This is a genomic window from Enterobacter mori (assembly GCF_025244905.1).
Taxonomy (GTDB): domain Bacteria; phylum Pseudomonadota; class Gammaproteobacteria; order Enterobacterales; family Enterobacteriaceae; genus Enterobacter; species Enterobacter mori_A.
Genome location: NZ_CP104285.1, coordinates 1,422,528 through 1,448,789, shown reverse-complemented (window position 1 = coordinate 1,448,789; position 26,262 = coordinate 1,422,528). Strand labels below are relative to the sequence as shown.

Sequence of the window (26,262 nt, the reverse complement as noted above, 5' to 3'; positions counted from 1 at the left end):
GAGGCGGAAATCATGATCTTCAATATTCAGCGTTACTCTACCCACGACGGCCCCGGCATTCGAACCGTGGTGTTCCTGAAAGGCTGCTCGATGGGCTGCCGCTGGTGCCAGAACCCGGAAAGCCGCTCACGCAGCCGGGACGTCCTGTTTGATGCCCGTCTGTGCCTGGAAGGTTGTGACCTGTGTCAGCAGGCGGCGCCGGGGTGTGTTGAACGCGCGCTGAACGGGCTGGTCATTCATCGTGAGAAGCTTGATGACGCCACGCTCAACGCTCTTACCGGCTGCTGCCCGACGCAGGCGCTCACCGTCTGCGGCGAAGAACAGCAGGTCGAGGAGATCATGGCGACCGTACTGCGCGATAAACCCTTCTACGACCGCAGCGGCGGCGGGATCACCCTCTCCGGCGGTGAACCGTTTATGAACCCTGAGCTGGCGCACGCGCTGTTTAAAGCCAGCCACGAACAGGGTATCCACACCGCCGTCGAAACCTGCCTTCACGTGCCGTGGCATTATATCGAACCGTCATTACCCTACGTTGACCTGTTCCTCGCCGACCTGAAGCACGTCGACGGAGAGGTGTTCAAGCAGTGGACGGACGGTTCGGCTAAGCGAATCCTGGACAACCTGAAACGCCTGGCCGCCGCCGGGAAAAACATCACCATCCGCGTGCCGCTGATCCAGGGCTTCAACGCGGATGAAGCCTCCATCACCGCCATTACCAACTTCGCCGCCGACGAGCTCGGCGTCGAGGATATTCATTTTCTGCCGTATCACACGCTGGGCATGAACAAATACACCCTGCTCGGCCAACCTTACTCTGCCCCTGACAAACCGCTGGATAACCCTGCGCTGCTGGACTTCGCGCAGCAGTACGCCTGCCAGAAAGGGTTAACTGCGACCTTACGAGGATAAACTTATGACCACCCTGAATCTCAACACCCTCAGCGAACGTATTAAGGCGCACAAAACGGCCCTGGTGCATATCGTGAAGCCGCCGGTCTGTACCGAGCGCGCCCAGCATTACACCAAAATGTACCAGCAGCACATGGACAAGCCGATCCCGGTGCGCCGCGCCCTGGCGCTGGCGCATCACCTGGCTGAACGAACCATCTGGATCAAACACGACGAACTGATTATCGGTAACCAGGCAAGCGAAGTGCGCGCCGCACCGATCTTCCCGGAATATACCGTCTCCTGGATTGAGAAAGAGATCGACGATCTGGCGGACCGCCCGGGCGCGGGCTTTGCGGTGAGCGAAGAGAACAAGCGCGTGCTGCATGAGATCTGCCCGTGGTGGCGCGGCCAGACCGTGCAGGACCGCTGCTACGGCATGTTCACCGACGAGCAGAAAGGCCTGCTGGAAACCGGCATCATCAAAGCCGAAGGCAACATGACCTCCGGCGACGCGCACCTGGCGGTGAACTTCCCGCTGGTGCTGGAGAAAGGTCTCGACGGCCTGCGCGCCAAAGTGGCCGAGCGCCGCTCGCGCATCAACCTGACGGTGCTGGAAGACCTGCACGGCGATCGGTTCCTGAAGGCGATCGATATCGTGCTGGAAGCGGTAAGCCTGCACATCAAACGCTTCGCCGATCTGGCGCGCGAGATGGCCTCCACTGAAACCCGCGAAAGCCGCCGCGACGAGCTGCTGGCCATGGCAGAAAACTGCGACGTGATTGCCCACGAGCCGCCAAAAACCTTCTGGCAGGCGCTGCAGCTGTGCTACTTCATTCAGCTGATCCTGCAGATTGAGTCCAACGGCCACTCCGTCTCCTTCGCGCGTATGGACCAGTATCTCTATCCGTACTACCGCCGCGACGTGGAGCTGAATCAGAGCCTCGACCGCGAACACGCCATTGAGCTGCTGCACAGCTGCTGGCTGAAATTGCTCGAAGTGAACAAGATCCGCTCCGGCTCGCACTCCAAGGCCTCTGCCGGCAGCCCGCTGTACCAGAACGTTACCATCGGCGGCCAGAAGCTGGTCAACGGTGAGCCGATGGACGCGGTGAACCCGCTCTCGTACGCGATTCTGGAGTCCTGCGGTCGCCTGCGCTCCACCCAGCCGAACCTGAGCGTGCGCTACCACGCGGGCATGAGCAACGACTTTCTCGACGCCTGCGTGCAGGTGATCCGCTGCGGCTTCGGCATGCCTGCGTTCAATAACGATGAAATTGTGATCCCGGAATTCATCAAGCTCGGCGTTGAACGAGACGATGCGTATGACTATGCGGCCATCGGCTGCATCGAAACCGCGGTGGGCGGCAAGTGGGGCTATCGCTGCACCGGCATGAGCTTTATCAACTTCGCCCGGGTGATGCTGGCGGCGCTGGAAGGCGGTCGCGATGCCACCAGCGGCAAGGTGTTCCTGCCGCAGGAAAAAGCGCTCTCTGCCGGTAACTTCGACAACTTCGAGGAGGTAATGGCGGCCTGGGATAGCCAGATCCGCTACTACACCCGCAAATCCATCGAGATTGAGTACGTGGTGGACACCATGCTGGAAGAGAACGTCCACGATATTCTCTGCTCCGCGCTGGTGGACGACTGCATCGAGCGCGCGAAGAGCATCAAGCAGGGCGGCGCGAAGTATGACTGGGTATCCGGCCTGCAGGTGGGGATCGCCAACCTCGGCAACAGCCTGGCGGCGGTGAAGAAGCTGGTGTTTGACCAGGGCGTCATCGGCCAGCAGCAGCTGGCGGCGGCGCTGGCGGATGACTTCGACGGCCTGACCCACGAGCAGCTGCGCCAGCGACTGATCAACGGCGCGCCGAAGTACGGCAACGACGACGACAGCGTGGATATGCTGCTGACACGTGCTTATCAGACCTACATTGAAGAGCTGAAGCAGTACCATAACCCGCGCTACGGCCGCGGCCCGATTGGCGGTAACTACTACGCGGGCACATCGTCCATTTCCGCAAACGTGCCGTTTGGCGCGGCGACGATGGCGACGCCGGACGGACGTAAGGCGCACACCCCGCTGGCGGAAGGGGCGAGCCCGGCTTCCGGTACCGACCACCTTGGTCCGACGGCGGTGATTGGCTCGGTGGGCAAACTGCCGACGGAAGCGATTCTGGGTGGCGTGCTGCTGAACCAGAAGCTGAATCCGTCAACGCTGGAAAACGACAGCGATCGCCAGAAGCTGATGGTGCTGCTGCGCACCTTCTTCGAGGTGCATAAGGGCTGGCATATTCAGTACAACATCGTCTCGCGCGACACGCTGCTGGAGGCGAAGAAACATCCTGACCAGTATCGTGACCTGGTGGTGCGCGTCGCGGGCTACTCGGCGTTCTTCACCGCCCTGTCGCCGGATGCGCAGGACGATATTATCGCCCGTACTGAACATACGCTGTAAGAAAAACGCCCGGTGGCGCTGCGCTTACCGGGCCTACAGAGTCTCCCCGTAGGCCGGGTAAGGCGAAGCCGCCACCCGGCTTTCTGACTTTCATTCGAAATTAAATTTGTGCTCCCCGTCACCTTGTTATTAGAATGTTTCAAAACGCAGTGACCCAGGAGCACAGTATGACCGTTAAAGTTATCGTCACCGATATGGACGGAACTTTCCTTGATGATGCCAAGCAGTACGATCGTGACCGCTTCCAGGCACAGTTTGAACAGCTTAAATCCCGCGACATTGAATTTGTTGTCGCCAGCGGCAACCAGTATTACCAGCTCATCTCCTTCTTTCCGGAGCTCAAAGATCGGATCTCCTTCGTGGCGGAAAACGGCGCGCTGGTGTTCGATCGCGGTGAACAAATTTTTCATGGCGAGCTGACCCGCCATGAATCGCAGATCGTGACTGGCGAACTGCTGAAAGACAAAGGGCTGAACTTCGTGGCCTGCGGGCTGGAGAGCGCGTACGTAAGCGACAAAGCACCTGACGCGTTCGTGGCGCTGATGTCAAAGCACTACCACCGCTTAAAACGCATCAGCGATTACCGCGACATTGACGACGTGCTGTTTAAGTTCTCCCTGAACCTGCCGGACAGCGATATCCCGAATCTGGTGGATAAACTGCACGTCTCCCTGGACGGCATCATGAAGCCGGTCACCAGCGGCTTTGGTTTTGTCGATTTGATCATCCCCGGCCTGCACAAAGCCAACGGCATCAGCCGTCTCCTGAAGCGCTGGAAAATCTCCCCGCAGGAGTGCGTGGCCATTGGCGACAGCGGCAACGATGCCGAGATGCTGAAGCTGGTGAAATATTCCTTTGCGATGGGTAACGCGGCGGAAAGCATCAAAGAGATCAGCCGCTACAGCACCGACGACAACAACCATCACGGCGCGCTGAACGTCATTCAGGCCGTGCTCGACAACCATTCCCCGTTCGACGCCTGATCCTCTCTTCGCCGGAGCGTCGCTCCGGCCTCTCACTCTTTTTCCGTCCTGTGGCTTGCGTCAAGTTTTTAAACTTGCATTAACTTATTTTTAACTTAAAGTATCACTTGTAGATATTTTTACTTTCGAATGAAAGATGCGAGGCAGTCATGACCTTTACCAGTGAAACTTTGCCAGCGGATCACAAAGCGGCGATCCGTCAGTTGAAACGTGAATTACGCGCGCAGATCGGCGACGTACAGGCGGTTTTTAATAAGCTCAGCGATAAAATTGCCACCCGCGTGGCGGAAATCAACGCCCTTAAGAACAAAGGCGAAACCGTCTGGCCGGTGATTCCCTTTTCTGACGTGAAAAACGGCACGATTACCGACGCACAGCGTGAGGCCGTAAAACGCCGCGGCTGCGCGGTGATTAAAGGTCACTTCCCGCGCGAGCAGGCGCTGGCGTGGGATCAGTCGATGCTCGACTACCTCGATCTGAACAAGTTTGACGACGTGTACAAAGGGCCAGGCGATAACTTCTTCGGCACCTTAACGGCTTCTCGTCCGGAGATTTACCCGATCTACTGGTCGCAGGCGCAGATGCAGGCGCGCCAGAGCGAAGAGATGGCGCAGGTGCAGTCGTTCCTGAACCGTTTATGGACGTTCGAGAGCAACGGCAAGCAGTGGTTCGACCCGGACGTGAGCGTGATTTATCCGGATCGTATTCGCCGCCGTCCGCCGGGAACCACCTCGAAAGGGCTGGGCGCGCATACCGACTCCGGCGCGCTGGAGCGCTGGCTGCTGCCGGCCTATCAGCAGGTCTTTGCCCGCGTGTTTGACGGCAATGTCGAGAAATACGATCCGTGGAACGCCGCGCACCGTACCGAAGTGGAAGAGTATACCGTCGATAACACCACCAAATGCTCGGTGTTCCGCACCTTCCAGGGCTGGACCGCGCTGTCGGATATGATCCCCGGCCAGGGGCTGCTGCACGTGGTGCCGATCCCGGAAGCGATGACCTATATTCTGCTGCGCCCGCTGCTGGATGACGTGCCAGAGGATGAGCTGTGCGGCGTAGCGCCGGGGCGCGTGCTGCCGATATCCGAGAAGTGGCACCCGCTGCTCATCGAGGCGCTGACCAGCATTCCGGCACTCGAAGCGGGCGATTCCGTGTGGTGGCACTGCGATGTGATCCACTCCGTCGCACCGGTGGAAAATCAGCAGGGCTGGGGCAACGTGATGTACATTCCTGCTGCGCCGATGTGCGAGAAAAACCTCGCCTACGCGAAGAAGGTCAAGGAAGCGCTGGAAACCGGCGCGTCGCCGGGAGACTTCCCGCGCGAGGATTATGAAAAGAGCTGGCAGGACCGCTTTACCGTGGCCGATCTCAACATCCACGGCAAGCGCGCGCTGGGCATGGTCTAACTGTCGTACAGCCCTTCCCGCTCCACGGCGGTGCGTCGTTTCCCCTGACGTATCCGCCGTACCGATTCCCTTACGGTCAGCGTGCCGTTAAGCAGTAACGTCCCCACCGGTGCGTCCGGGCGCATGAGCCGCTGCTGGAGCATATAAACTGCTTCTGTTCCCAGCTCATCGCGGGGAACGTGCACGGCCGTCAGAGGCACATCCTGGATTGCCGCCAGGTTAAACCCGTCAATGCTCATCACCGACACGTCCTGCGGCACGCGCAGACCGTGGTTTTGTAAGGCGCTAATGGTGCCCGCCGCCATAAAGTCGCCGCCGACCAGGAACGCCGTCGGCAGATCCTTTCCCTTCTGCTGGTTAAGCCACTCGCTGACCAGTTGTTCCGTCTCTTTGGCGCTGAAGCTGGGCACCACCAGCAGATCGCATTTGTCGTTGAACTTCAGGTTATGGGACTGCCACGCATCGCGGATCCCCGACAGGCGCATCTCCATGGTGTAGCGACGCAGGCACAGCACGTTCATCACCTCACGGTGTCCCATCTCGAACAGGTACTCCGCCGCCCGCTCGCCAATCGCACGATGATCCGGCGCGACGGCAGGCAGGCGCATGTGGCGGTCCCTGCAGTTAATCAGCATGCAGGGTTTCCCCACGTCTACTGCCAGATCGTGGATATGCGGATCGTCGATACCAAGAAGGATCGCCGCCTGGGTGTCCACTTCGTTCATCCGCGCCAGAAACAGCTGCGCGTCGCTGTCGTTCTCTTCCAGCGCGCAGTAGCGAAGGCGCACATCGTGGGACGCCAGGCCTTTACTCACGCTCTGGATCACGCGGTAGTAAAAGATGTCGGACCGCTCGTCGAAGGCGCGCTGGGGGGCAAAAACCACCAGGCTATTGAGCAGCAACCGCCCTGCCGCCATACCCTCCATCACGCCCAGCTCTCGGGCGCACGCCAGCACCTTTGCGCGCGCCTTTTCACTGGTATTCGCTTTCCCCGCCAGCACCCGCGAGACGGTGCTGATCGAGAGCTGCGTACGGGCGGCGATTTCGGTGATTTTTAGCCTTTTGTCCATTTTGTGATCTGGCTCCATTTGCGAAATGAAAATTTTTTCATAGCGTATTGGTCAGGCAATAACTGACATAAATACCATCATGCCAGACGCTTTTCGTCAGTTATGAGAAACTTTGCACAAAATCCACTATTGCCTGCTCATTTTCTCCCTTAAGGTGAACTTGTCACACAACTTCCATACTAGTTGTATACCAACTTAAGCCATTTAAACGGATAGAAATCAAAGCCATAAAAATCCGTGTGACACCTGAACCTCCGTCCCCTTACCGTCCGTCTTGTGGAGAGTAAAATGAGTCAGGACATCAATAACACCGTTGCGACAAGCAAAACCCGTCGCGTCATCAAGAACCTGCGCTGGTACGTGCTGGTGCTGTTCTTACTTGGCGTCACCGTTAACTACATCACCCGAAACTCGCTCGGGATCCTCGCCCCGGAGCTGAAAGAGAGCCTCGGGATCACCACCGAGCAATACTCCTGGATCGTCGGCGCGTTCCAGATCGCCTACACCATTTTCCAGCCCCTGTGCGGCTGGCTGATCGACGTTATCGGCCTGAAGATTGGCTTTATGGTCTGCGCCGGGATCTGGGCGCTGATGTGTATTTTCCATGCGGGCGCCGGAAGCTGGCTGCACCTGGCGATTCTGCGCTTCTTTATGGGTGCCTCAGAGGCCGCCGCTACCCCGGCGAACGCCAAAACCATCGGCGAATGGTTCCCGAAATCAGAGCGCCCCGTTGCCGCAGGCTGGGCGGGCGTCGGCTTCTCCATTGGCGCGATGCTGGCTCCGCCTATCATCTACTTTGCTCACGCCTCGTTCGGCTGGCAGGGCGCGTTTATGTTTACCGGCGTGCTGGCGCTGCTGTGGGTGATCCTCTGGTGGGCGTTCTACCACAACCCGGAGCAGCACCCGAACCTGAGCAAGGACGAACTGGCGTTTATCAAGCAGGATAACGAACCGCCTGCCGTCAAGCTGCCCTTCCTGACCGCGCTGAAAACCGTCTCGAAAAACAAACGCTTCTACGGTATCGCCATCCCGGCTTTTATGGCGGAACCGGCCTGGGCAGTGCTGAGCTTCTGGGTGCCGCTGTACCTCGCCAAAGAGCACGGCATGGACCTGAAGCAGATTGCGATGTTTGCCTGGCTGCCGTTCCTCGCCGCCGATCTCGGCAGCGTGGCAAGTGGTTACCTGACGCGTCTGTACACCCGCCTGTTCGGCTGCTCCCGCGTTAACTCGGTCGTTGCCAGCTCCGTGACGGGCGCGTTCCTGATGATCTCTCTGGGCATCGTGGCCGTTACCCGCGACCCGTATATCACCATCGTGTTGATCTCCATCGGCGGCTTCGGGCACCAGATCATCTCCTGCATGCTGAGCGCCCTGGTCGTGGAGTCGTTCGACAAAGGCCAGATGGCCACCGTCAACGGCATGCGCGGCTCGGCGGCGTGGATCGCCAGCTTCCTGTTCTCCCTGTTAATCGGGGTGACCGCCGACAAAATCGGCTTCAACCCGCTCTTTATTGCCATGGGCTTTTTTGACCTGATTGGCGCTCTCTTCCTGGTAGCATTTATTGCTGAACGTCGCGCCAAGCGCGCCTGATAGTGGATGTATTGCATATGAAAACCCTGAAAAACTGGACCGTAGATAAGCAGTCGGCAAATCATCTGGAATTGCTGGTCGATAACCAGCACCGCCTGTGCCTGTATGTGCTGGAAGAGAACCTGTTCCGCGTGCTGATTAAGCGCAAAGGGGAACTGGCGCTGGACCGCACCTGGAGCATTGCGCCGGAACAAGACGTGCCGTGGGAAGGCCGCCGTCGTGACGACATAAGCGGTTTCTCCTGCCCGACCTGGACGCTAACGCAGCAGGGTGAGACGCTAACCGTGGCCACCGCACAGCTGCGCGTTACCGTCCACCAGCCGCTGTGGCTGGAGTGGCACTACCGCAATGACGCGGGGGAATGGCAGCCGCTGGTCAACGACCGCCCTACCAGCGCCTACCTGCTGAACACCCACGGCGACGGCGTGGCGCACTACCTTAGCCGCCGTAAGGACGAGCGTTTCTACGGGCTGGGCGAGAAAGCGGGCGATCTGCAGCGCAACGGCAAACGCTACGAGATGCGTAACCTCGACGCGATGGGCTACAACGCGGCCAGCACCGACCCGCTGTACAAGCACATCCCGTTCACTATCACCCGCCGCGACGACGTCAGCTACGGCCTGTTCTACGACAACCTGAGCAACTGCTGGCTGGATCTGGGTAACGAAATCGACAACTACCACACCGCCTATCGTCGCTGGCAGGCGGAAGCGGGCGATATCGATTACTACATCTTTACCGGCAAGCGCGTGCTGGACGTCACCAAAGCCTTTGTGCGCCTGACCGGGAAAACGCTGTTCGGACCGAAATGGAGCCTGGGCTACAGCGGCTCGACCATGCATTACACCGACGCGCCGGACGCGCAAAACCAGCTGATGAACTTCATCCGCCTGTGCGAAGAGCACGCCATTCCGTGCGACTCGTTCCAGCTCTCGTCCGGCTATACCTCCATCAACGGCAAGCGCTACGTCTTTAACTGGAATTACGACAAGGTGCCGCAGCCGAAGGTAATGAGCCAGGCATTCCACGACGCAGGGTTGAAGCTTGCGGCCAACATCAAGCCGTGCCTGCTGCAGGACCATCCGCGCTATAACGAAGTGGCGGAAAGCGGCCTGTTCATTCGCGATTCAGAAACCGATGCGCCTGAACGTTCCAGCTTCTGGGATGACGAAGGCTCGCACCTCGATTTTACCAACCCGCAGACGGTGCAGTGGTGGCAGAGCGGCGTCACCACGCAGCTGCTGGAGATGGGTATCGACTCTACCTGGAACGACAACAACGAATATGAAGTGTGGGACGGGGAAGCGCGCTGCTTTGGCTTCGGCCAGGAGATTGCCATCAAGCACATTCGCCCGGTGATGCCGCTGCTGATGATGCGCGCCTCGCTGGAAGCGCAGCAGCGCTTTGCGCCGGAAAAGCGCCCGTACCTGATTTCCCGCTCCGGCTGCGCCGGGATGCAGCGCTACGTCCAGACATGGAGCGGCGACAACCGCACCAACTGGGACACCCTGCGCTATAACATCCGCATGGGGCTGGGCATGAGCCTGTCCGGGCTGTTCAACGTCGGTCACGACGTCGGCGGTTTCTCCGGCGACAAACCGGACGCCGAGCTGTTCGTGCGCTGGGTGCAGAACGGCGTGATGCACCCGCGCTTTACCATTCACTCGTGGAATGATGACCACACCGTGAACGAGCCGTGGATGTACCCGGGCGTCACGCCAGCCATTCGCGGCGCGGTTGAGCTGCGCTACCGCCTGCTGCCGTATCTCTACACCCTGCTCTGGCAGGCGCACGCCGACGACGAGCCAATGCTGCGCCCGACCTTCCTCGATCACGAGCACGATACGCAGACGTTTGAGGAGTGCGATGACTTCCTGCTGGGCCGCGACCTGCTGGTGGCCAGCGTCGTCGAAGCCGGGCAGCGCGAGCGCCGCGTCTGGTTGCCGGATAACGACACCGGCTGGTACGATTTTTACACCCACGCGTGGTATGCAGGCGGCCAGTCGATCGTTCTCGACGCGCCGCTGGAAAAACTGCCGCTGCTGGTGCGCGCCGGTGCCGGTCTGCCGCTAAGCGAGCGCATCACGCATGTAAGTGCCGAAAAAGATACGACCCGCGAGCTGAAGCTGTTCCCGCTGAAGGGCGTCGGCACAACCTCGGGCATGCTGTTTGAAGATGACGGGGAAAGTTGGGGCTACCAGAACGGCAATGCGCTGTGGGTGGAATGGGAAATGGTGTGCGATGGCGCAACCATCAACCTGAAGGTGAACGCGCGCGGGGATTACCGTCCGGCGTGGACAGCGCTGAAGGTGTCGTTACCGGCGGGGGAAAAACGTACGCTGCGGGTGAATGGGGTTGAAGGGGGCGAGTGGGTGGTGTAGTGCGGCCTGATGCCCTCACCCTAACCCTCTCCCACTGGGAGAGGGAATAAAGGCACGACGCCTTTCCCTAAGTATTTCGCGCTGCAGGAAGGCGGCAAACCTGTGAATCCCCGGGAGCTTACATAAGTAAGTGACCGGGGTGAACAGGTGAAGCCAACGCATCTGCAGCGTGAAAGACGACGGGAAATTAGCCGTCGATACCTTTACTGCGCAGGTAGTCTTCGTAGTTACCGGTGAAGTCCACCACGCGCTCTGGCGTAATTTCGATCACGCGGGTCGCCAGGGAGCTGACGAACTCACGGTCGTGAGAGACGAAGATCAGCGTTCCCTGATACATCTCCAGCGCCATGTTCAGGGATTCGATAGATTCCATGTCCAGGTGGTTGGTCGGTTCATCCATCACCAGGATATTCGGTTTTTCCATCATCAGTTTGCCGAACAGCATGCGGCCTTTCTCACCACCGGAGAGCACTTTAGCAGGCTTTTTGATGTCGTCCTGGCTGAACAGCAGACGACCCAGAATGCTGCGCACCGCCTGTTCGTCGTCGCCTTCCTGCTTCCACTGGCTCATCCAGTCGAAGACGGTGAGGTCGTTTTCGAACTCGTATTCATGGTCCTGCGCGTAGTAGCCAATCTGCGCGTTTTCAGACCACTTCACGGTGCCGTTGTCCGGCTGCAGTTCGCCCACCAGGGTTTTCAGCATGGTGGATTTACCCACGCCGTTCGCGCCGAGGATGGCAATCTTCTCGCCCACTTCCAGCAGCAGGTTGAATTTTTTAAACAGCGGGCCGTTCTCAAAACCTTTTGCCAGGGCTTCCACTTCCAGCGCGTTACGGAACAGTTTCTTGTCCTGCTCGAAGCGGATGAACGGGTTCTGACGGCTGGAGGCTTTGACTTCGTCCAGCTTGATTTTGTCAATCTGACGAGCACGCGAGGTCGCCTGACGCGACTTAGAGGCGTTGGCGCTAAAGCGGCTGACGAAGGACTGCAGGTCAGCGATCTGCGCTTTCTTCTTGGCGTTATCCGCCAGCAGACGTTCACGCGCCTGGGTGGCCGCCGTCATGTATTCGTCGTAGTTGCCCGGGTAAACGCGCAGCTCGCCGTAATCCAGATCCGCCATGTGGGTACAAACCATGTTCAGGAAGTGACGGTCGTGCGAGATGATGATCATGGTGCTGTCGCGGTCGTTCAGCGTCTGCTCCAGCCAGCGGATGGTGTCGATGTCCAGGTTGTTCGTCGGTTCGTCGAGCAGCAGGATATCCGGGTTAGAGAACAGCGCCTGTGCCAGCAGCACACGCAGCTTCCAGCCTGGCGCAACTTCGCTCATCGGGCCGTAATGCTGTTCAACCGGAATGCCTACGCCCAGCAACAGCTCGCCCGCGCGCGCTTCCGCAGAGTAACCGTCCATCTCGCCGTACTGCGTTTCCAGATCGGCCACTTTATAGCCGTCTTCTTCGCTCATTTCGGCCAGCGCGTAGATGCGATCGCGCTCCTGCTTCACTTCCCACAGCTCCGCGTGCCCCATGATCACGGTGTCGAGCACGGTGAACTCTTCGAAGGCGAACTGATCCTGGCGCAGCTTACCGATACGCTCGTTAGGGTCGAGCGACACGTTGCCGAGCGTCGGCTCCAGGTCACCGCCGAGGATTTTCATAAAGGTGGATTTTCCGCTACCGTTGGCACCAATCAGGCCGTAACGGTTGCCGCCGCCAAATTTGACGGAAATGTTTTCGAACAGCGGCTTACTGCCAAACTGCATAGTGACGTTGCTGGTAACTAACACGGGGAGATTCCTGCGAAAAGTGTGATAAACACGGCATTATGCCACAATTCCGAATTGAGATCCCGTGTTGCGGCAATCCACTAAACTTTAACAAAATCGAAAAAAATGTGATTTCGTACACATCTGAATTCCCTGTTAGCGGGAATGCACATATAATGCGCTCCCATCACAGATTCAGACTTATCAACTCATCGCCTGAATGGCTTAGATACCTCGCACAACATGAACATGAAATTGACAACGCTTTTTGCGGCAGCGTTAGCCGTAGTAGGTTTTTGCAAGACCGCTTCTGCGGTGACGTATCCCCTGCCGACAGACGGTAGCCGTCTGGTTGGGCAAAACCAGGTGGTGATTGTGCCGGAAGGCAACGCTCAGCCGCTGGAATATTTTGCCGCTGAATACCAGCTCGGTCTGTCTAACATGCTGGAAGCAAACCCGGGCGTTGACCCGTATCTGCCAAAAGCAGGTACCGTGCTGAACATCCCTCAGCAGCTGATCCTGCCGGATACTGTTCATGAAGGTATCGTAATCAACAGCGCCGAAATGCGTCTGTATTACTACCCGAAAGGCACTAACACCGTTATCGTGCTGCCAATCGGTATCGGCCAGCTGGGTAAAGATACTCCGCTGAACTGGACCACCAAAGTTGAGCGTAAGAAAGCGGGCCCAACCTGGACCCCGACGGCGAAAATGCACGCTGAGTACATTGCTGCGGGCGAACCGCTGCCAGCCGTTGTGCCAGCAGGCCCGGATAACCCAATGGGTCTTTACGCGCTGTACATTGGCCGCCTGTATGCCATCCACGGTACCAACGCCAACTTCGGCATCGGCCTGCGCGTAAGTCACGGCTGTGTGCGTCTGCGTAACGACGACATTAAGTTCCTGTTCGAAAACGTACCGGTCGGTACCCGCGTGCAGTTCATCAACGAACCGGTGAAAGCGACCTCTGAGCCAGACGGCAGCCGTTACATTGAGGTTCACAACCCGCTGTCCACCAGCGAAGATCAGATCAACAACAACGAAATCGTGCCAATCAACCTGACCAGCGCGGTGCAGTCCGTGACCTCTCAGGCTGACGTGGAAACGACCGTGGTTGACCAGGCGATCCAGAACCGTTCTGGTATGCCAGTGCGTCTGAACTAATAGTTAAGCGAATAAAAAAAGCGGGCCTCGTTGCCCGCTTTTTTTTATCCGTTGTTCACGATGACAATCCCGCCGTGGTCGTAGCGATAGTGGCAGTGGGCGTATTCGAGCGGCGTGCCATCTTCAAGATAAATCACCTGCTCCACCTCCAGCACCGGGTCCGTCTGTTCACAGATTAAGTGCTGCATATCAAGCGCATTTGGCTTCAACGCGCGCACGACGCGATACGAGCCCATTATTTTCAGCCCCAGCGTCTCCTGCACGTACTGGAACACCGAACCTTCAAGATGGTTTTTCGTCAGGCCCGGTACCAGATTCAGCGGCATTACGGTGGAATCCAGCGACATCGGCTCACCGTTCAGCAAACGCAGACGAATAAAGTCATAGATCGGCGCATCGGCGTTAATCATCAGCGACGCCTGCTCTTTCTCGTTCGGGAAGCGCAGTTCGAAGTGCACGACCTGGCTGGTCACCGTCCCCAGATGTTCCCAGGTTTTGGTTGCGCCAAAGTAGTCGCTGCCGGAGAGATCCCATTGCGAGAGCTGGAGGAAGTTCTTGCGGATGAACGTTCCCTGCCCCTGACGGGTATAGACCAGCCCTTCAACAATTAGCTGGCGCATGGCCTGCTGAATGGTCATCCGGCTGGTGCTGAATTCCGCCGCCAGCGCAAACTGGTCCGGCAGCGGTTCATTGGCGGCGTACTGCTGGCTGATAATGCGTTTCTTAATTTCCCGCGCTATGGTGATGTACTTCGCCGCCATCGTCCTTCCTTTCAGTTAGTTTTCTATCCCGCTGTTTTTCAACGCCACTCGCTCGGCAATCTTGAGGAAAGGCAGGTAGAAGAATACACCAAATACAATGATTGCCAACTGCACCACCACCGCCCGCCAGTCCCCCGCCGTCGCCAGCCAGGCGCTGAGAATTGGCGGCGTGGTCCACGGGATCATCACCACGCAGCGCGACATTAACCCCAACGTGGTACAGAGCCAGGCGAAGTAAATGCCGATGGCGGGCAGCAGCACAAACGGGATCATCAGCGGCAGGTTAAAGACAATCGGCAGGCCGAAGATCACCGGCTCGTTGATGTTGAACAGGCCGGGCGCCAGCGACAGACGCGCCACCTGCTTCGCCGATTTTTGTCGGGAGAAGATAAAGATGGCGATCAGCAGCGAGATCGTGCTACCCGTTCCGCCCACCATGCCGAACGTCGGCACGAAGATGTTATTGATGATGTGCGGAATGGGCTGGCCGTTAGCGAAGGCCAGCATGTTCTCGTTGGTGTTGATCAGCAGGAACGGCTCCAGCACCACGCTGTTGACGACAGACTGATGAATACCCAGCGTGAACAGGAAGTTACCGAAGCTGTAAATGAAAATCGTCCCGGGCAGGCTGGTGTTGATCAGCCGCAGGGGCTGCTGGATAAAGGTCGTAATAAGATGGATCAGGTCCGTATGCAGCACGTTTGCCAGTATGGCCGCCAGCACTGCGAACAGGGAGAGCGTGAGGATGGTCGGGATCAGCGCGGTGAAGGATTTGCTCACCGCTGGCGGTACGTTCTCCCCCAGCGAAATGTGTAGCGCCTTAAGCCGCGAGATGGCGATAAACACTTCCGTTGAAAGCAGCCCAATCAGCACCCCGGCGAAAATCCCGGTTGAGCCAATATTGGCAAACGTCAGTACCTGGGTGACGTTCACCGCGGCGTCGCTGCCGACAGGCGTAATCTGCAAGCGCATCGGCATCATGATGATGAAGCTGCTGACGGCGATAACCACTGCCGAGACCGGATTGTCGAAATCTTTGTTGCGCGCCAGCGACCAGGCAATCATCGGGGCCAGCAGCAGCGCGGCGATGTTCAGCGTGCCGTTGATTATCGCCTCGCCCCATACCTTAAACTGCGCGAGCGTATCGCCGTGAAAAATCCACGGAAACACCACGTTGTTCACCAGCACCGCCAGACCGGCGAGGATGAAAATCGGCATCACCGTGGCGAAGGCGTCGCGCAGGGAGCGCAGGTGCACCTGGTTTGCCAGGCGCGCCGAGAACTCGACAAATTTATCGACAAAGGACTGCATGTGCGGTGTTATTTTTGTTTCAGACATAGCGGATAGTTCCCATCAATCAGTCACAAAAACGGCCCGGCAGCGTACGGCTTACATCTCGCGTCCGTTGGTATGAATAACCTGTTTTAACCACGCATAGCTCTTCTTCGGCACGCGCTTCAGGTCTTTCAGGTCGTGGTTTTCACGGTTGACATAGACTACGCCGTAGCGCTTACGCATGTCGCCCTGGGAGCTGAGAATGTCGATTAATCCCCAGCCAAGGTAGCCAATGACTTCCGCCCCGTCCTCGAATATCGCCTCCTTCATGGCCTCGATATGCGCCCGGTGGTAGTCGATGCGGTAGGTGTCTTCAATCGGGTTCACGCCGTCCCAGGATTCAATCACGCCAATGCCGTTTTCAATCGGGAAGACCGGCATCCGCCAGTCGTTGGCGTAGCGGGTGATGATGGTGCGAAAGCCCAGCGGATCGATCTGCCAGTTCCACTCGGTGGCCTTCAGGTACGGGTTATTTTTCTCGCCGTGCAGCAGGTAATCGTTCACCGGCGTGCCTTCCGGGATCGCATCGCTGTCCAGCGTTTTGCTGGCGTAGTAGCTGAAGGCCATAAAGTCGTTCTTCGTGCGGGCGAACAGCGCGAGATCTTCAGCGCGGTAGATATCGCCAAAGCCTTCCTGCTCCACCACCGCCATCACCGCCGGGCTGTAGCCCTGCCCGGCAAAGACGCGCAGCAGGTTCTGGTTGAGGAACTCGTCATACTGCTGAGCGCAGAAGATATCGCGCGGTTTGCAGGTGGCCGGGTAGATAAGCTGGTGTGCCAGCATGCCGCCCATCAGCTGGCCCGGTTTCGTCTGGTGCAGATACTCGGTCAGCGCCATGTGCGCCACCATGGTGTGATGCTGTAATTCGTACAGCTCGCGCAGGGTTTCCTCCCCTTTCATATACCCTGAAATGCGGAAGGCTATCGGCATATGGAAGATGTTCTGCTCGTTGAAGGTCAGCCAGTACTTCACGCGATCGCCAAAGCAGTCGATCATCTTTTTGCCGTAGCGGATAAAGGCGTCCATTACGCGGCGGTCATTGAAGCCGTTGTACTCCTGCGCCAGCGCCAGCGGCATATCGAAGTGGTAGAGACAAACCATCGGCTCAATGCCTCGAGCGATCAGATCGTCGATAAAACGGTCGTAAAATGCGATACCTTCGTCGTTAAAATCGCCGTCACCCTGTGGGCAGACGCGGCTCCAGGAGATCTGGAAGCGGTAGCAGTTCATGCCCAGATCCTGCATCAGGTCGAAATCTTCCCGGTAGCGGTGGTAGGAGTCGGTGGCGACTTTCCAGTCGGAGATATTTTCTCCGGCTTCGCGAATGTCGTAGACCGACATGCCCTTCCCGCCTTCGTTCCAGGCCCCTTCCGTCTGCATGCTGGATACCGAGTTGCCCCATAAAAAGTTGGCCGGCAGTGAATTGTTCATGGTCTCCCCCTATATGACTAGTCATTTAAAATTTCATGACTAGTCATATAGGCGAAGATTAAATTTGGATCAAAGAGGAGGATCGTTTTTTGTGAGCAATGCGGGGAAAAAAACCGAGTAAAGGACAAGTTGGTCTATTAAAAAATGAGCAAACCTCTCTCCAGACCGGGCTTAAATCCTAATTCTCTCCAGATGTGACTATTTTGATACTAAGCATATTTTTCTACCTGCAGACCGGGCGTATAGTTCGCGCACTAAACACACTTTTCATACGGATATGAAATGCCCCACTTTGTCAGTATTGATGCACTCGGACTCGCCCTTGACGGGGATAAAACCACCACCGGCGCCCGCTGTATCAGCTCCCTTCCTGCTAATCAGGACACCGGCAGAGGCATGGTTCGCGTGGGGGATAAAACAACACCCTGCCCCCTCTGTAAAATTCCCGGCACCGTTGTCACCGGCACGCCGGATTTCATCATTGACGGAGCCTGGGCTGCCATTCATGACTCTGAGGTCAAATGTGGCTGTCCGGCAGGAAGCAATCGCATTATCGTCCCTTTGTCTGATGCTGGTGCGATAACCCAGAGCACCGTACGACCCACGGGGCAGCCGTCATTCAGCAGGCAGACAGAAGAACTGCGTACCTCATCCCCGCCATCCTCTACTCCGCCCCTTTCCTCACCGCTTTCCCCGCCATCTGAGTCAGACTCCCCCACGCCGCAAGACGTGACGCTGACCGTCGGCCTGTTTTTTGACGGTACGGGGAATAATGCCGTTAACACGGAGAACATGATTAAAGCCTGTACGGCCAGGCACTTCGACTACACCAGCGTGGAAGCCGAGGTCATTATGGCCCGGTGTGCTCGCGAGGAGTTTGGGGTGTCCGGCACCGGCGCAGGCAGCTACATCGGGTATTACACCAACGTGCACTGGCTGCACACGTTGTATCAGACCGATCTGTTACCCGACAGCACTGAGGTTCAGGCGTCACTGTATATCGACGGTATCGGCACCGAAGCGGGCAAACCCGACAGCCTGATTGGCCAGTCGCTGGGAATTGCGGATACAGGCGTCGTTGCCAAAACGGATAAAGCGGTAGCGGGTCTGATATCTAAAATTGAGCAGACTCTTCGAAATTTAAAGAGCCTTCTTAATAAACAACTATTAATTGTTAAATTAATCCGGTTCGATATTTTCGGGTTCAGCCGCGGTGCCGCAGCGGCACGTCATTTCGCCAACCGCGTCCTGGCGCAGGACAGTGCGATTATCGCCGCCATTCGTCAGGGACTGAACGGCGTCGCCCTTCAGGGGCCGCCGGCCGGAAAGACCCGATTTATTGGCATATTTGACACCGTTGCGGCCATCGGCAGTCCGGTGAATGGCATGAATCCCCACTCAGCCAGTACCGGCGAGGTGAACATCACCCTGCCTCCCGGCATCGCGGAGAAGGTCTTCCACATCACGGCGGGAAATGAGTGCCGGTTCAACTTTGCCCTGAACAGCGTCCGGCCCGTATGGCCCGAACTGGCTCTGCCTGGCGCGCATTCTGACACTGGCGGCGGCTATCTGCCGCAGGTGCGGGAAAACCTGTTCCTGACCCGCCCCGCCACGGAAACGGTCCCCCTCAGCCAGCCGGGAAGCCAGACGCGCAGCTATAAGCGGCTGCTACAGCAACTCCCGCAGCTGGATACCTTTCCCTGTCTCGCTCCCGTTCTGCGGACCAGTCGCATTATGGCCGAAACCTGGTATGACGACCGGCTGCCGCCGGATCGCTACGGGCAGTTTCAGAAACGCAGTTTTTCGGCGCTGACGCTGCGAGACCGGTTAATTCGCAACGACTGGGCAAAGGTGGTACTGCGGGTGATGATTGAGGCGGCTAAAGAGGCGGGAGTGAATTTTAAATCTGTTCAGGATAATGATGCTCTCGTTATCCCGGAAGATTTAAGTCACTTCTGTGACAAGTCCCTGCAGATGGGAAAAGCGGTACGTGATGGCAAAGTGCCACCTGCTTTTACGCCGCAGGAAATGAATATTCTGGCTCGTTCATATATCCACTGCTCTGCAAACTGGAACCCTGTGGTGAGAAATACCCGCGGTGATATTCAGGGCGGTGCCGCACTGGTTGAACTTATCAGCTTTGTTAATCGCCCCGATGAAGACTGGCGGCGTACACGCTATAACATGGATGGAGAATCATTTTGAAACAACGTGGGTTAGGCCTTTTCTTAATTTTAACAGCCCTTACGGGATGCAAGGCAGTAGCGCCCACTACACCCGAAGAGACGGGCGGAATGCCTTACGGGAAATGGGACTTCGCTTTCTTCACCCCGAAAGCGCTGTATGCCGAGGTCACGCAGGCGCTGGTGATTGATGAGAAGGGGGTGGTGTATACCTTCCGGACGCTGGATGCAGTGCAGCCAAGTGCTATCACAGTGGGGGCATGGAATAACGAGGTGCGGCGACATGCCCAGTTTAACAAGGCGCGTCACCCGCCCGTGATGATGCTGTTCTGCTGGGATTCGGTCATCGACAAAAAGACCTATGAGACCCGGATAGTTTTTCCGGCGTCGCTCAGGACCAGAATGCTGACCCCGACCGGAAAGGACTCATACGGCACCACGTGGTACGACACGCTGCTGATTGGCCTGGCCCCGGAAGGAAAAGTGCGAGTCTGGCTGCAGAACAGCGGGATTGGCGGGAACCTGCCGGTAGAGCCACAGCGGCTCACCACGTTGTCCGGTGACAGACTGGATGCCTGTAAGGGAGTAACACAGTTTTCGCATGGTTACAGATATACAGAAGATACGGTGGAGTTCATCAAAGGCAAAACCTACCCGTACGGGCAATGGTGAGGAAAACAATGAAAAGGAGATTCACCGCAGTACTGACCTGCCTCTTTCTGCTGTCCGGTTGCCATACAGGTAAGCCAGCCACCCCCGAAGAGACGGGCGGGATGCCTTACGGGAAATGGGACTTCGCTTTCTTCACCCCGAAAGCACTGTATGCCGAGGTCACGCAGGCGCTGGTGATTGATGAGAAGGGGGTGGTGTATACCTTCCGGACGCTGGACTCCGTGCAGGACAGTGCCGTTACCGTGGGAACATGGAGTAACCGGGTGCGACGGAATGCCCAGTTTAATCAGGCGCGTCACCCGCCCGTGATGATGTTGTTCTGCTGGGATTCGGTCATCGACAAAAAAACCTATGAGACCCGGATAGTCTTTCCGGCCTCGCTCAGGACCAGAATGCTGACCCCGACCGGAAAGGACTCATACGGCACCACGTGGTACGACACGCTGCTGATTGGCCTGGCCCCGGAAGGTAAAGTGCGAGTCTGGCTGCAGAACAGCGGGATTGGTGGGAACCTGCCGGTAGAGCCGCAGCGGCTCACCACGCTGTCCGGTGACAGACTGGATGCCTGTAAGGGAGTAACACAGTTTTCGCATGGTTACAGATATACAGAAGATACGGTGGAGTTTATCAAAGGCAAAACCTACCCATACGGGCAATGGTGAGGAAAACAATGAAAAGGAGATTCACCGCAGTACTGGCCAGCCTCTTTCTGCTGTCCGGCTGCCATACAGGTGAGCCAGCCCCCCCGAAGAGATGCCCCTGGCCTTCAGGCTCAGGGGCGGTAAACTAGCAAAACCCGCTATCCGGTAAATCGCTATGCGCTACCACGGGAAAGGAAGGTTACTGTTGCGCAAGCTGGTTGCGACGATATTCCCCCTGCCGCTCCAGCATCCAGCCGGGATATTCCCGCGGCAGTGCGCTGACGGCATCCAGCTGTTTAAGCTCGTCTTCGCTTAAGCGGATCCCGGTCGCGGCAATATTGTCATCCAGCTGATCGACGCGTTTGGCACCGATAATCACGCTGGTCACGGCCTTTTGATGCAGCAGCCAGGCCAGCGCGATTTGCGCGACGGAGACGCCCTTGCTCTCGGCAATCACGCGCATCACGTCCACGCAGTCGAAGGCGCGATCTTTATCTACCGGCGGGAAGTCGAACGCCAGACGGCGGCCACCGGTTTCGCTCGTCCCGTCGCGGCCATATTTTCCGCTCAGCAGGCCGCCCGCCAGCGGGCTCCAGACCATCAGCCCAACGCCTTCGCTCTGCATCATCGGCACCAGTTCACGCTCCAGATCGCGCCCGGCGATGGTGTAATACGCCTGCAATGACGCAAAACGCACCAGCCCCAGCCGCTCGGAAATACCCAACGCTTTGGCTATCTGCCACGCCGCCCAGTTAGAAACGCCGATGTAGCGCACGTGGCCGTGCTGCACCAGGTTATCCAGCGCGTAGAGCGTCTCTTCAACGGGTGTTGCCGGGTCAAAGCCGTGAAGCTGGTAGAGATCGATATGATCGAGCTGCAGGCGGCGCAGGCTCTCCTTCACGCTGCTGATGATGTGATAGCGCGAGCTGCCGCGCGAGTTCACACCGGCGCTGCCCGTTTCGCCGAACACCTTGGTGGCAACCACCACATTTTCGCGCGGGACGTTGAGGTTTTTCAGCGCCTGCCCGAGGATCGCCTCCGAGCGCCCTTCCGAATAGACGTCGGCGGTATCGATAAAGTTGATGCCCGCGTCCAGCGCGCGGCCCACCAGCTGCTCGGCTTCGTTTTGCTTAAGCTGACCAATCTTGCCCCACATGCCGTCTTCACCGCCGAAGGTCATGGTGCCGAGGCACAGTTCAGAAACAAACAGTCCGGTGTTGCCCAGTTTTTGATAACGCATAAGTTATTCCTCGCATGTCGATTGGGTACCCGATAGTTATACCCGCCCCTCAACCATCGCGAATGTGGCGTTCCTGTCCGTTTCTTGCCCAATCCTCTGAATCTATCCGCGCGGGGCATCGCCAAAGACGTTGTAGTCCGGTAATTGCACCTGCTGATACGGCTCCCAGCCGCCGCCGAGCGCCTTGTAGAGCGCCACCAGGTCGAGGGCGCTTTGCACCTGCGCCTGCGCGCGCTGCTGCTGGGCCTGCGCCAGCTGCCGCTGGGCGTCCAGCACGTCGATAAAGCTGGCGATCCCCTGCCGGTAGCTGTCGCTTGCCAGGTCGAACGCGTTTTGCAGCGCGTCGATAGTTTTCGCCAGACCCGCTTCGCGCTGCTGGTCGGTGCGATAGCTCACCAGCGCGTTTTCCACATCCCCGAGCGCGGTCAGCACCGTCTGGCGATAGTCCAGCACCGCCGCCCCCTGCTGCGCGCGCGCCACCTTGACGCTGGAAACCAGCCGACCGCCCTGGAAGATGGGAATGGAGACCTGCGGGCCAAAGCTGTAGAAGTGGCTGCTCCAGTCGGTCAGCCAGTTAGTTTCGCTGTTGCGCAGGCCAAACTGGCCGGAGAGCGTAAAGCTCGGGAACAGCTCCGCCACCGAGACGCCGATTTGCGCCGTCGCGGCGTGGAGGTTCGCCTCCGCTTCGCGCACGTCCGGACGGCGTCGCGCCAGCGTCGACGGAATGCCCGTTTGCACAATATCCGGCAGGGCAGGCATCGGCTGCACGCTTTGCAATTCCGCATCCAGCGCCCCCGGCGGCTTGCCGAGCAGGATCGCCAGGCCGTTCATCGCCTGCCGCTCCTGCGCCTGATATTGCGGAAGCTGCGCTTCAAGGTTGCCTAACTGCGCCCGGGCGTTTTCCACATCCATCTGCGGAGACAGCCCGCCGCGCTGGCGGCTTTCGGTCAGATCCAGCGTCTGCTGCGCGCTCTCAATCTGGGTGTTCAGCGTGGCGATAATGCTCTGCGCCCCGCGCAGCTGGAGCCACGCCCGCGCCACTTCGGCTTCCAGCGACACGAGCGCGTCGTTACGCTGCTCGATAGCGGCTTTTTGCTGCGCCTCCGCCGCCTCCACCTGACGCCGCACCTTGCCCCACAGGTCGATTTCCCACTGGGCGTCGAAGCTGCCCTGGTAGAGATTGATCGGCTGCGTCAGCGGCCCCAGCGCGCCTCTGAGTTCAGGATCGACGTTATCCAACTGGTCGTACACGCCGTGGGATTTCAGCTCGCCTTCCAATCCGAGCTGCTGGCGCGTCGCCTGCAGATTACCGTTGACCGATGGATAAAACGCGCCGCCCGCCTGATTAATCTGTTCACGCGCCCCGGCAATGCGCAGCACCGTTTGCTGCAGCGTCAGGTTTCCCGCGATGGCGCGTTCAACCAGACTGTCGAGCTGCGCCGAGCCGAAGGTCTTCCACCAGCGCGGGTTGGTCGCGACGGAAGTGGTTTGCGATTTCACCCCGCTGTCGCCCTTGTCGTTCCAGTGCGTAACGGCAGGCGGCGCGGGCGGCTGATAGTCCGGCCCGACGGCACAGCCCACCAGCAGCATCATTATCATCAGAGGGTGTAAACGTCTGTGTATCATCAATGTGCTCCTGCACTCCCCTCGCTCTTAACCGGCGAGAGCAACAAACAAAACGGAATCAGTAAAAAGGCCACCGCGCTCAGGAGGGTGAAAACGTCGATGTAGGCCAAAAAGCGCGACTGCTCGATCATGGTCTGGTACATGCGCCCGGTGGCAATTCCCGTAGGGTCGCCCACCTGGGTGGTGAAGTTTTGAATCGCCTGCGCGCTTTCGCGAATCGCCAGCTGGAACTGTTCGTTAAACGGCGAGGCGTGGTACGCCAGATGGGCGCTGTGCGCCTGCGCGCGTTCGGTGATCGCTGCCGTCGAGAGCGAAATCCCAATCGAACCGGCCACGTTGCGGAACATGGTAAACAGCGCCGCCGCGTCGGCGTTGAGCCGCCTCGGTATCGAGATAAAGGCAATGGTGGTCAGCGGCACAAACAGGAACCCCAGCCCTATCGACTGCGCGCTGCGGAACAGCACCAGCGTTTCGAAATCGATATCCGGCGTCAGCGTGCGCGACCAGAAGAACGACACCGCCAGGCAGGAAAAGCCAAAAGCGATGATCCAGCGCGTCTGCACCACCGGCATCAGCTTCAGCACCAGCGGGATGGTTAACACAATCAACACCGCGCCGGGCGACAGCACCAGCCCGGACCAGGTGGCGGTATAGCCCAGATCCTGCTGGGCCAGCTGCGGGATCACCACCGAGCTGCCGTAGAGGATCATCGCCATCCCCGCCATCAGCAGGCTGGACGTCGCGAAGTTGCGGTCCTTCATGCAGTGCAGATCCACCACCGGCTTTTTGGCATACAGCAGCCAGTAAATAGCACCGATAATGCCGATAAGCGTCAGCACCGCGAAGGTGCGGATAAAGTTCGAGTAGAACCAGTCATCATCCTCGCCCCGGTCGAGCATCACCTGCAGGCAGCCCAGGCCGAGAGCGATCAGGCCGATCCCCGTCCAGTCGACGGTCAGCTTCCCTTTTGATTTGCTCTCCCACGGCGGATCTTCCAGCAGCTGGTAGATCGCCAGCACCGTCACAATCCCCACCGGAATGTTGATAAAGAACACCCAGCGCCAGGAGTAGTTATCGGTGATCCAGCCGCCCAGCGTCGGGCCAAGCACCGGCGCAACGATGATGGCAATGGACGACAGACCAAAGGCCTTGCCCCTGTCCTCCGGTTTGAAGTAGTCGAGCAGCACGGACTGCTGCGTGGGCTGCAGCCCGCCGCCAAAGAAGCCCTGCATCACGCGGAACAGGATGATCTGCCACAGCTCGGTGGCGATGCCGCACAGAAACGAGCAGATGGTGAACATCACGATGCAGATTAAGAAGAACTGCTTGCGACCAAACAGGCGGCTGAGGAAGGCAGAGATGGGCAGCACGATGCCGTTCGCCACCAGGTAGCTGGTTAACACCCAGGTGGATTCGTCATAGCTGGCCGAGAGCGAACCCGCCACGTGCGGCAGCGCCACGTTAACGATGGTGGTATCCAGAATTTCCATAAACACCGCGAGGGTGACGACAATGGCCACCGCCCACGGGTTGCTGGCGGGCTTCCAGCTATCGTGGCTGTGGTCCGTCATTCCACCGTCACCTTCGGCTCAACGGACAGCCCCAGCGGCAGTGGCTTGTTCGGATCCAGCCCTTTATCAATCACGATTTTCACCGGCACGCGCTGAACAATCTTCACAAAGTTACCGGTGGCGTTTTCCGACGGGAACGCGGAGAAGCGCGAACCGCTGCCCTGCTGGATGCTGTCAATGTGGCCTTCAAGTTCCATATCCGGCCATGCATCGACGGAAACGCTGACCTTGTCGCCGGGCCTCATGCGCTCCAGCTGCGACTCTTTGAAGTTCGCCACCACCCACACGTTCGGTGAGACCAGAGAAAACAGCGCCGTACCCGCCTGCACCAGCGTGCCGGGCTGTACGTTGCGTTTGGTGACGAAGCCGTCGAACGGGGCGCGGACTTCGGTGTAAGAGAGGTTCAGGTTCGCGGTTTCCAGCTGCGCTTTAGCCTGATCGACCTGACGTTCGCGAGCTTCAACGTTGGTCTCCTGCTGACGGATCTGCAGCTGTACCTGCTCCGCCACTTCCAGCTGCGCCTGGGCGCTGGCCAGTCCAGCCTGTGCACTGCGCAGTTGGGCATTCGCAGAATCGATACTTTGCTGGGTGGTCGCACGCGGGTCAACGCCGCGCTGACGGCGGTACTCCGCCTGGGCGTTCGCCATATCGGCCTGCGCTTTCAGCACCTGCGCTTTGGCTTCGTCACGCTGGGCGGGATACTGGACTTTTGAAAGCGCCAGCTGTGCCTGCGCCTGATGGAGCTGAGCAAGCGCCAGTCCAAGCTGGGCCTGAGCCTGATCGCGCTGGGCCGTGGTATCGCGAGGATCGATAACCACCAGCAGATCCCCTTTCTTCACGCGCTGGTTATCGCGCACGCGAAGCTCGGTGACGTATCCCGCCGTTTTGGGGGCAATGGTCACCACGTCACCGTCGGTAAAGGCGTCGTCGGTCGTCTCTTCGTTACGGGTTAAAAACCACCAGACCAGCGCCACAATCACCATCACCACCACGACAATGCCGAGGATAATTAACGGTTTTTTGCCCGGGCGCTTGCGCGCATTATTGTTGTTTTCCTGCTCGTCAGCAGGCGGGTTTTGATCTTCAGCCATAGGTCA

General features: G+C 58.4%; 19 protein-coding genes. 10 read left to right on the top strand and 9 right to left on the bottom strand.

Translation table 11 applies throughout. The annotated features are described in order from the left end of the window. The first annotated feature begins 12 nt into the window (after positions 1-12). The 4 genes from N2K86_RS06790 to N2K86_RS06775 all read left to right on the top strand — a co-directional run bounded on the left by N2K86_RS06790 (position 13) and on the right by N2K86_RS06775 (position 5,738). Positions 13-912: a glycyl-radical enzyme activating protein gene (locus tag N2K86_RS06790; RefSeq protein WP_260660917.1), complete on the top strand. Its 900-nt coding sequence runs from the start codon at positions 13-15 to the stop codon at positions 910-912. Between the two features lie 4 nt (positions 913-916). Then, on the top strand, positions 917-3,349 hold the full coding sequence (locus N2K86_RS06785) for a formate C-acetyltransferase/glycerol dehydratase family glycyl radical enzyme (RefSeq protein ID WP_260660916.1): 2,433 nt from the start codon (positions 917-919) through the stop codon (positions 3,347-3,349). A 167-nt stretch (positions 3,350-3,516) separates the two neighbouring features. Continuing rightward, positions 3,517-4,332, top strand: a complete 816-nt coding sequence (locus N2K86_RS06780; RefSeq protein WP_260660915.1) for a Cof-type HAD-IIB family hydrolase — start codon at positions 3,517-3,519, stop codon at positions 4,330-4,332. Between the two features lie 149 nt (positions 4,333-4,481). Next, positions 4,482-5,738, top strand: a complete 1,257-nt coding sequence (locus tag N2K86_RS06775; protein ID WP_260660914.1) for a DUF1479 domain-containing protein — start codon at positions 4,482-4,484, stop codon at positions 5,736-5,738. Here the strand turns inward: N2K86_RS06775 and N2K86_RS06770 are convergent. Next, complete coding sequence (locus tag N2K86_RS06770; protein WP_260660913.1) at positions 5,735-6,808, bottom strand: LacI family DNA-binding transcriptional regulator; 1,074 nt, start codon at positions 6,806-6,808, stop codon at positions 5,735-5,737. The two genes, N2K86_RS06775 and N2K86_RS06770, sit on opposite strands and share 4 nt — an antisense overlap. Before the next feature lie 288 nt (positions 6,809-7,096). Between N2K86_RS06770 and N2K86_RS06765 the strand changes: the two genes are divergently transcribed. After that, positions 7,097-8,398, top strand: a complete 1,302-nt coding sequence (locus tag N2K86_RS06765) for an MFS transporter (protein ID WP_260660912.1) — start codon at positions 7,097-7,099, stop codon at positions 8,396-8,398. 17 nt (positions 8,399-8,415) lie between these two features. Next, positions 8,416-10,779 (top strand): glycoside hydrolase family 31 protein, encoded by a 2,364-nt coding sequence (locus N2K86_RS06760; RefSeq protein ID WP_260660911.1) that lies wholly within the window; start codon positions 8,416-8,418, stop codon positions 10,777-10,779. Positions 10,780-10,966: 187 nt separating this feature from the next. Here the strand turns inward: N2K86_RS06760 and N2K86_RS06755 are convergent, their stop codons facing one another. Next, positions 10,967-12,562: an ABC-F family ATPase gene (locus N2K86_RS06755; RefSeq protein ID WP_010428967.1), complete on the bottom strand. Its 1,596-nt coding sequence runs from the start codon at positions 12,560-12,562 to the stop codon at positions 10,967-10,969. Between the two features lie 222 nt (positions 12,563-12,784). On the opposite strand from N2K86_RS06755, the gene ldtB reads away from it, so the two are divergent. Further along, entirely contained in the window at positions 12,785-13,705 is a 921-nt protein-coding gene (ldtB, locus tag N2K86_RS06750; RefSeq protein ID WP_010428965.1) for a L,D-transpeptidase, read from the top strand. Positions 13,706-13,749: 44 nt separating this feature from the next. Here the strand turns inward: ldtB and N2K86_RS06745 are convergent, their stop codons facing one another. The 3 genes from N2K86_RS06745 to N2K86_RS06735 are packed head-to-tail and all read right to left on the bottom strand — an operon-like array spanning position 13,750 to position 17,232. Beyond that, positions 13,750-14,466, bottom strand: a complete 717-nt coding sequence (locus N2K86_RS06745) for a GntR family transcriptional regulator (protein WP_260660910.1) — start codon at positions 14,464-14,466, stop codon at positions 13,750-13,752. A gap of 15 nt (positions 14,467-14,481) precedes the next feature. Beyond that, positions 14,482-15,804: a PTS sugar transporter subunit IIC gene (locus tag N2K86_RS06740; protein ID WP_045355721.1), complete on the bottom strand. Its 1,323-nt coding sequence runs from the start codon at positions 15,802-15,804 to the stop codon at positions 14,482-14,484. A gap of 51 nt (positions 15,805-15,855) precedes the next feature. Next, entirely contained in the window at positions 15,856-17,232 is a 1,377-nt protein-coding gene (locus N2K86_RS06735; protein ID WP_260660909.1) for a glycoside hydrolase family 1 protein, read from the bottom strand. 282 nt (positions 17,233-17,514) lie between these two features. Between N2K86_RS06735 and N2K86_RS06730 the strand changes: the two genes are divergently transcribed. From N2K86_RS06730 to N2K86_RS06720, 3 genes are read left to right on the top strand one after another with little or no spacing between them, the layout of a single operon-like run. Continuing rightward, on the top strand, positions 17,515-19,437 hold the full coding sequence (locus N2K86_RS06730; RefSeq protein ID WP_260660908.1) for a PAAR domain-containing protein: 1,923 nt from the start codon (positions 17,515-17,517) through the stop codon (positions 19,435-19,437). Beyond that, the gene (locus N2K86_RS06725) at positions 19,431-20,087 is read left to right on the top strand and encodes a DUF2931 family protein (protein ID WP_407065280.1); all 657 of its coding nucleotides are present in this window, start codon (positions 19,431-19,433) and stop codon (positions 20,085-20,087) included. Before N2K86_RS06730 ends, N2K86_RS06725 begins: the two co-directional genes overlap by 7 nt. 8 nt (positions 20,088-20,095) lie before the next feature. Continuing rightward, positions 20,096-20,749 carry a DUF2931 family protein gene (locus N2K86_RS06720; protein ID WP_260660906.1) on the top strand — a complete coding sequence of 218 codons (654 nt, stop codon included), beginning with the start codon at positions 20,096-20,098 and terminating at the stop codon, positions 20,747-20,749. 178 nt (positions 20,750-20,927) lie between these two features. Here N2K86_RS06720 and N2K86_RS06715 read toward each other — a convergent pair whose 3' ends face one another. The 4 genes from N2K86_RS06715 to N2K86_RS06700 all read right to left on the bottom strand — a co-directional run bounded on the left by N2K86_RS06715 (position 20,928) and on the right by N2K86_RS06700 (position 26,256). Continuing rightward, complete coding sequence (locus N2K86_RS06715; protein WP_260660905.1) at positions 20,928-21,968, bottom strand: aldo/keto reductase; 1,041 nt, start codon at positions 21,966-21,968, stop codon at positions 20,928-20,930. Positions 21,969-22,070: 102 nt separating this feature from the next. Beyond that, the gene (locus N2K86_RS06710; RefSeq protein WP_260660904.1) at positions 22,071-23,594 is read right to left on the bottom strand and encodes an efflux transporter outer membrane subunit; all 1,524 of its coding nucleotides are present in this window, start codon (positions 23,592-23,594) and stop codon (positions 22,071-22,073) included. Then, on the bottom strand, positions 23,594-25,165 hold the full coding sequence (locus N2K86_RS06705) for a DHA2 family efflux MFS transporter permease subunit (RefSeq protein ID WP_260660903.1): 1,572 nt from the start codon (positions 25,163-25,165) through the stop codon (positions 23,594-23,596). Before N2K86_RS06705 ends, N2K86_RS06710 begins: the two co-directional genes overlap by 1 nt. Then, the gene (locus tag N2K86_RS06700) at positions 25,162-26,256 is read right to left on the bottom strand and encodes an HlyD family secretion protein (RefSeq protein ID WP_260660902.1); all 1,095 of its coding nucleotides are present in this window, start codon (positions 26,254-26,256) and stop codon (positions 25,162-25,164) included. Before N2K86_RS06700 ends, N2K86_RS06705 begins: the two co-directional genes overlap by 4 nt. Between the last annotated feature and the right edge of the window lie 6 nt (positions 26,257-26,262).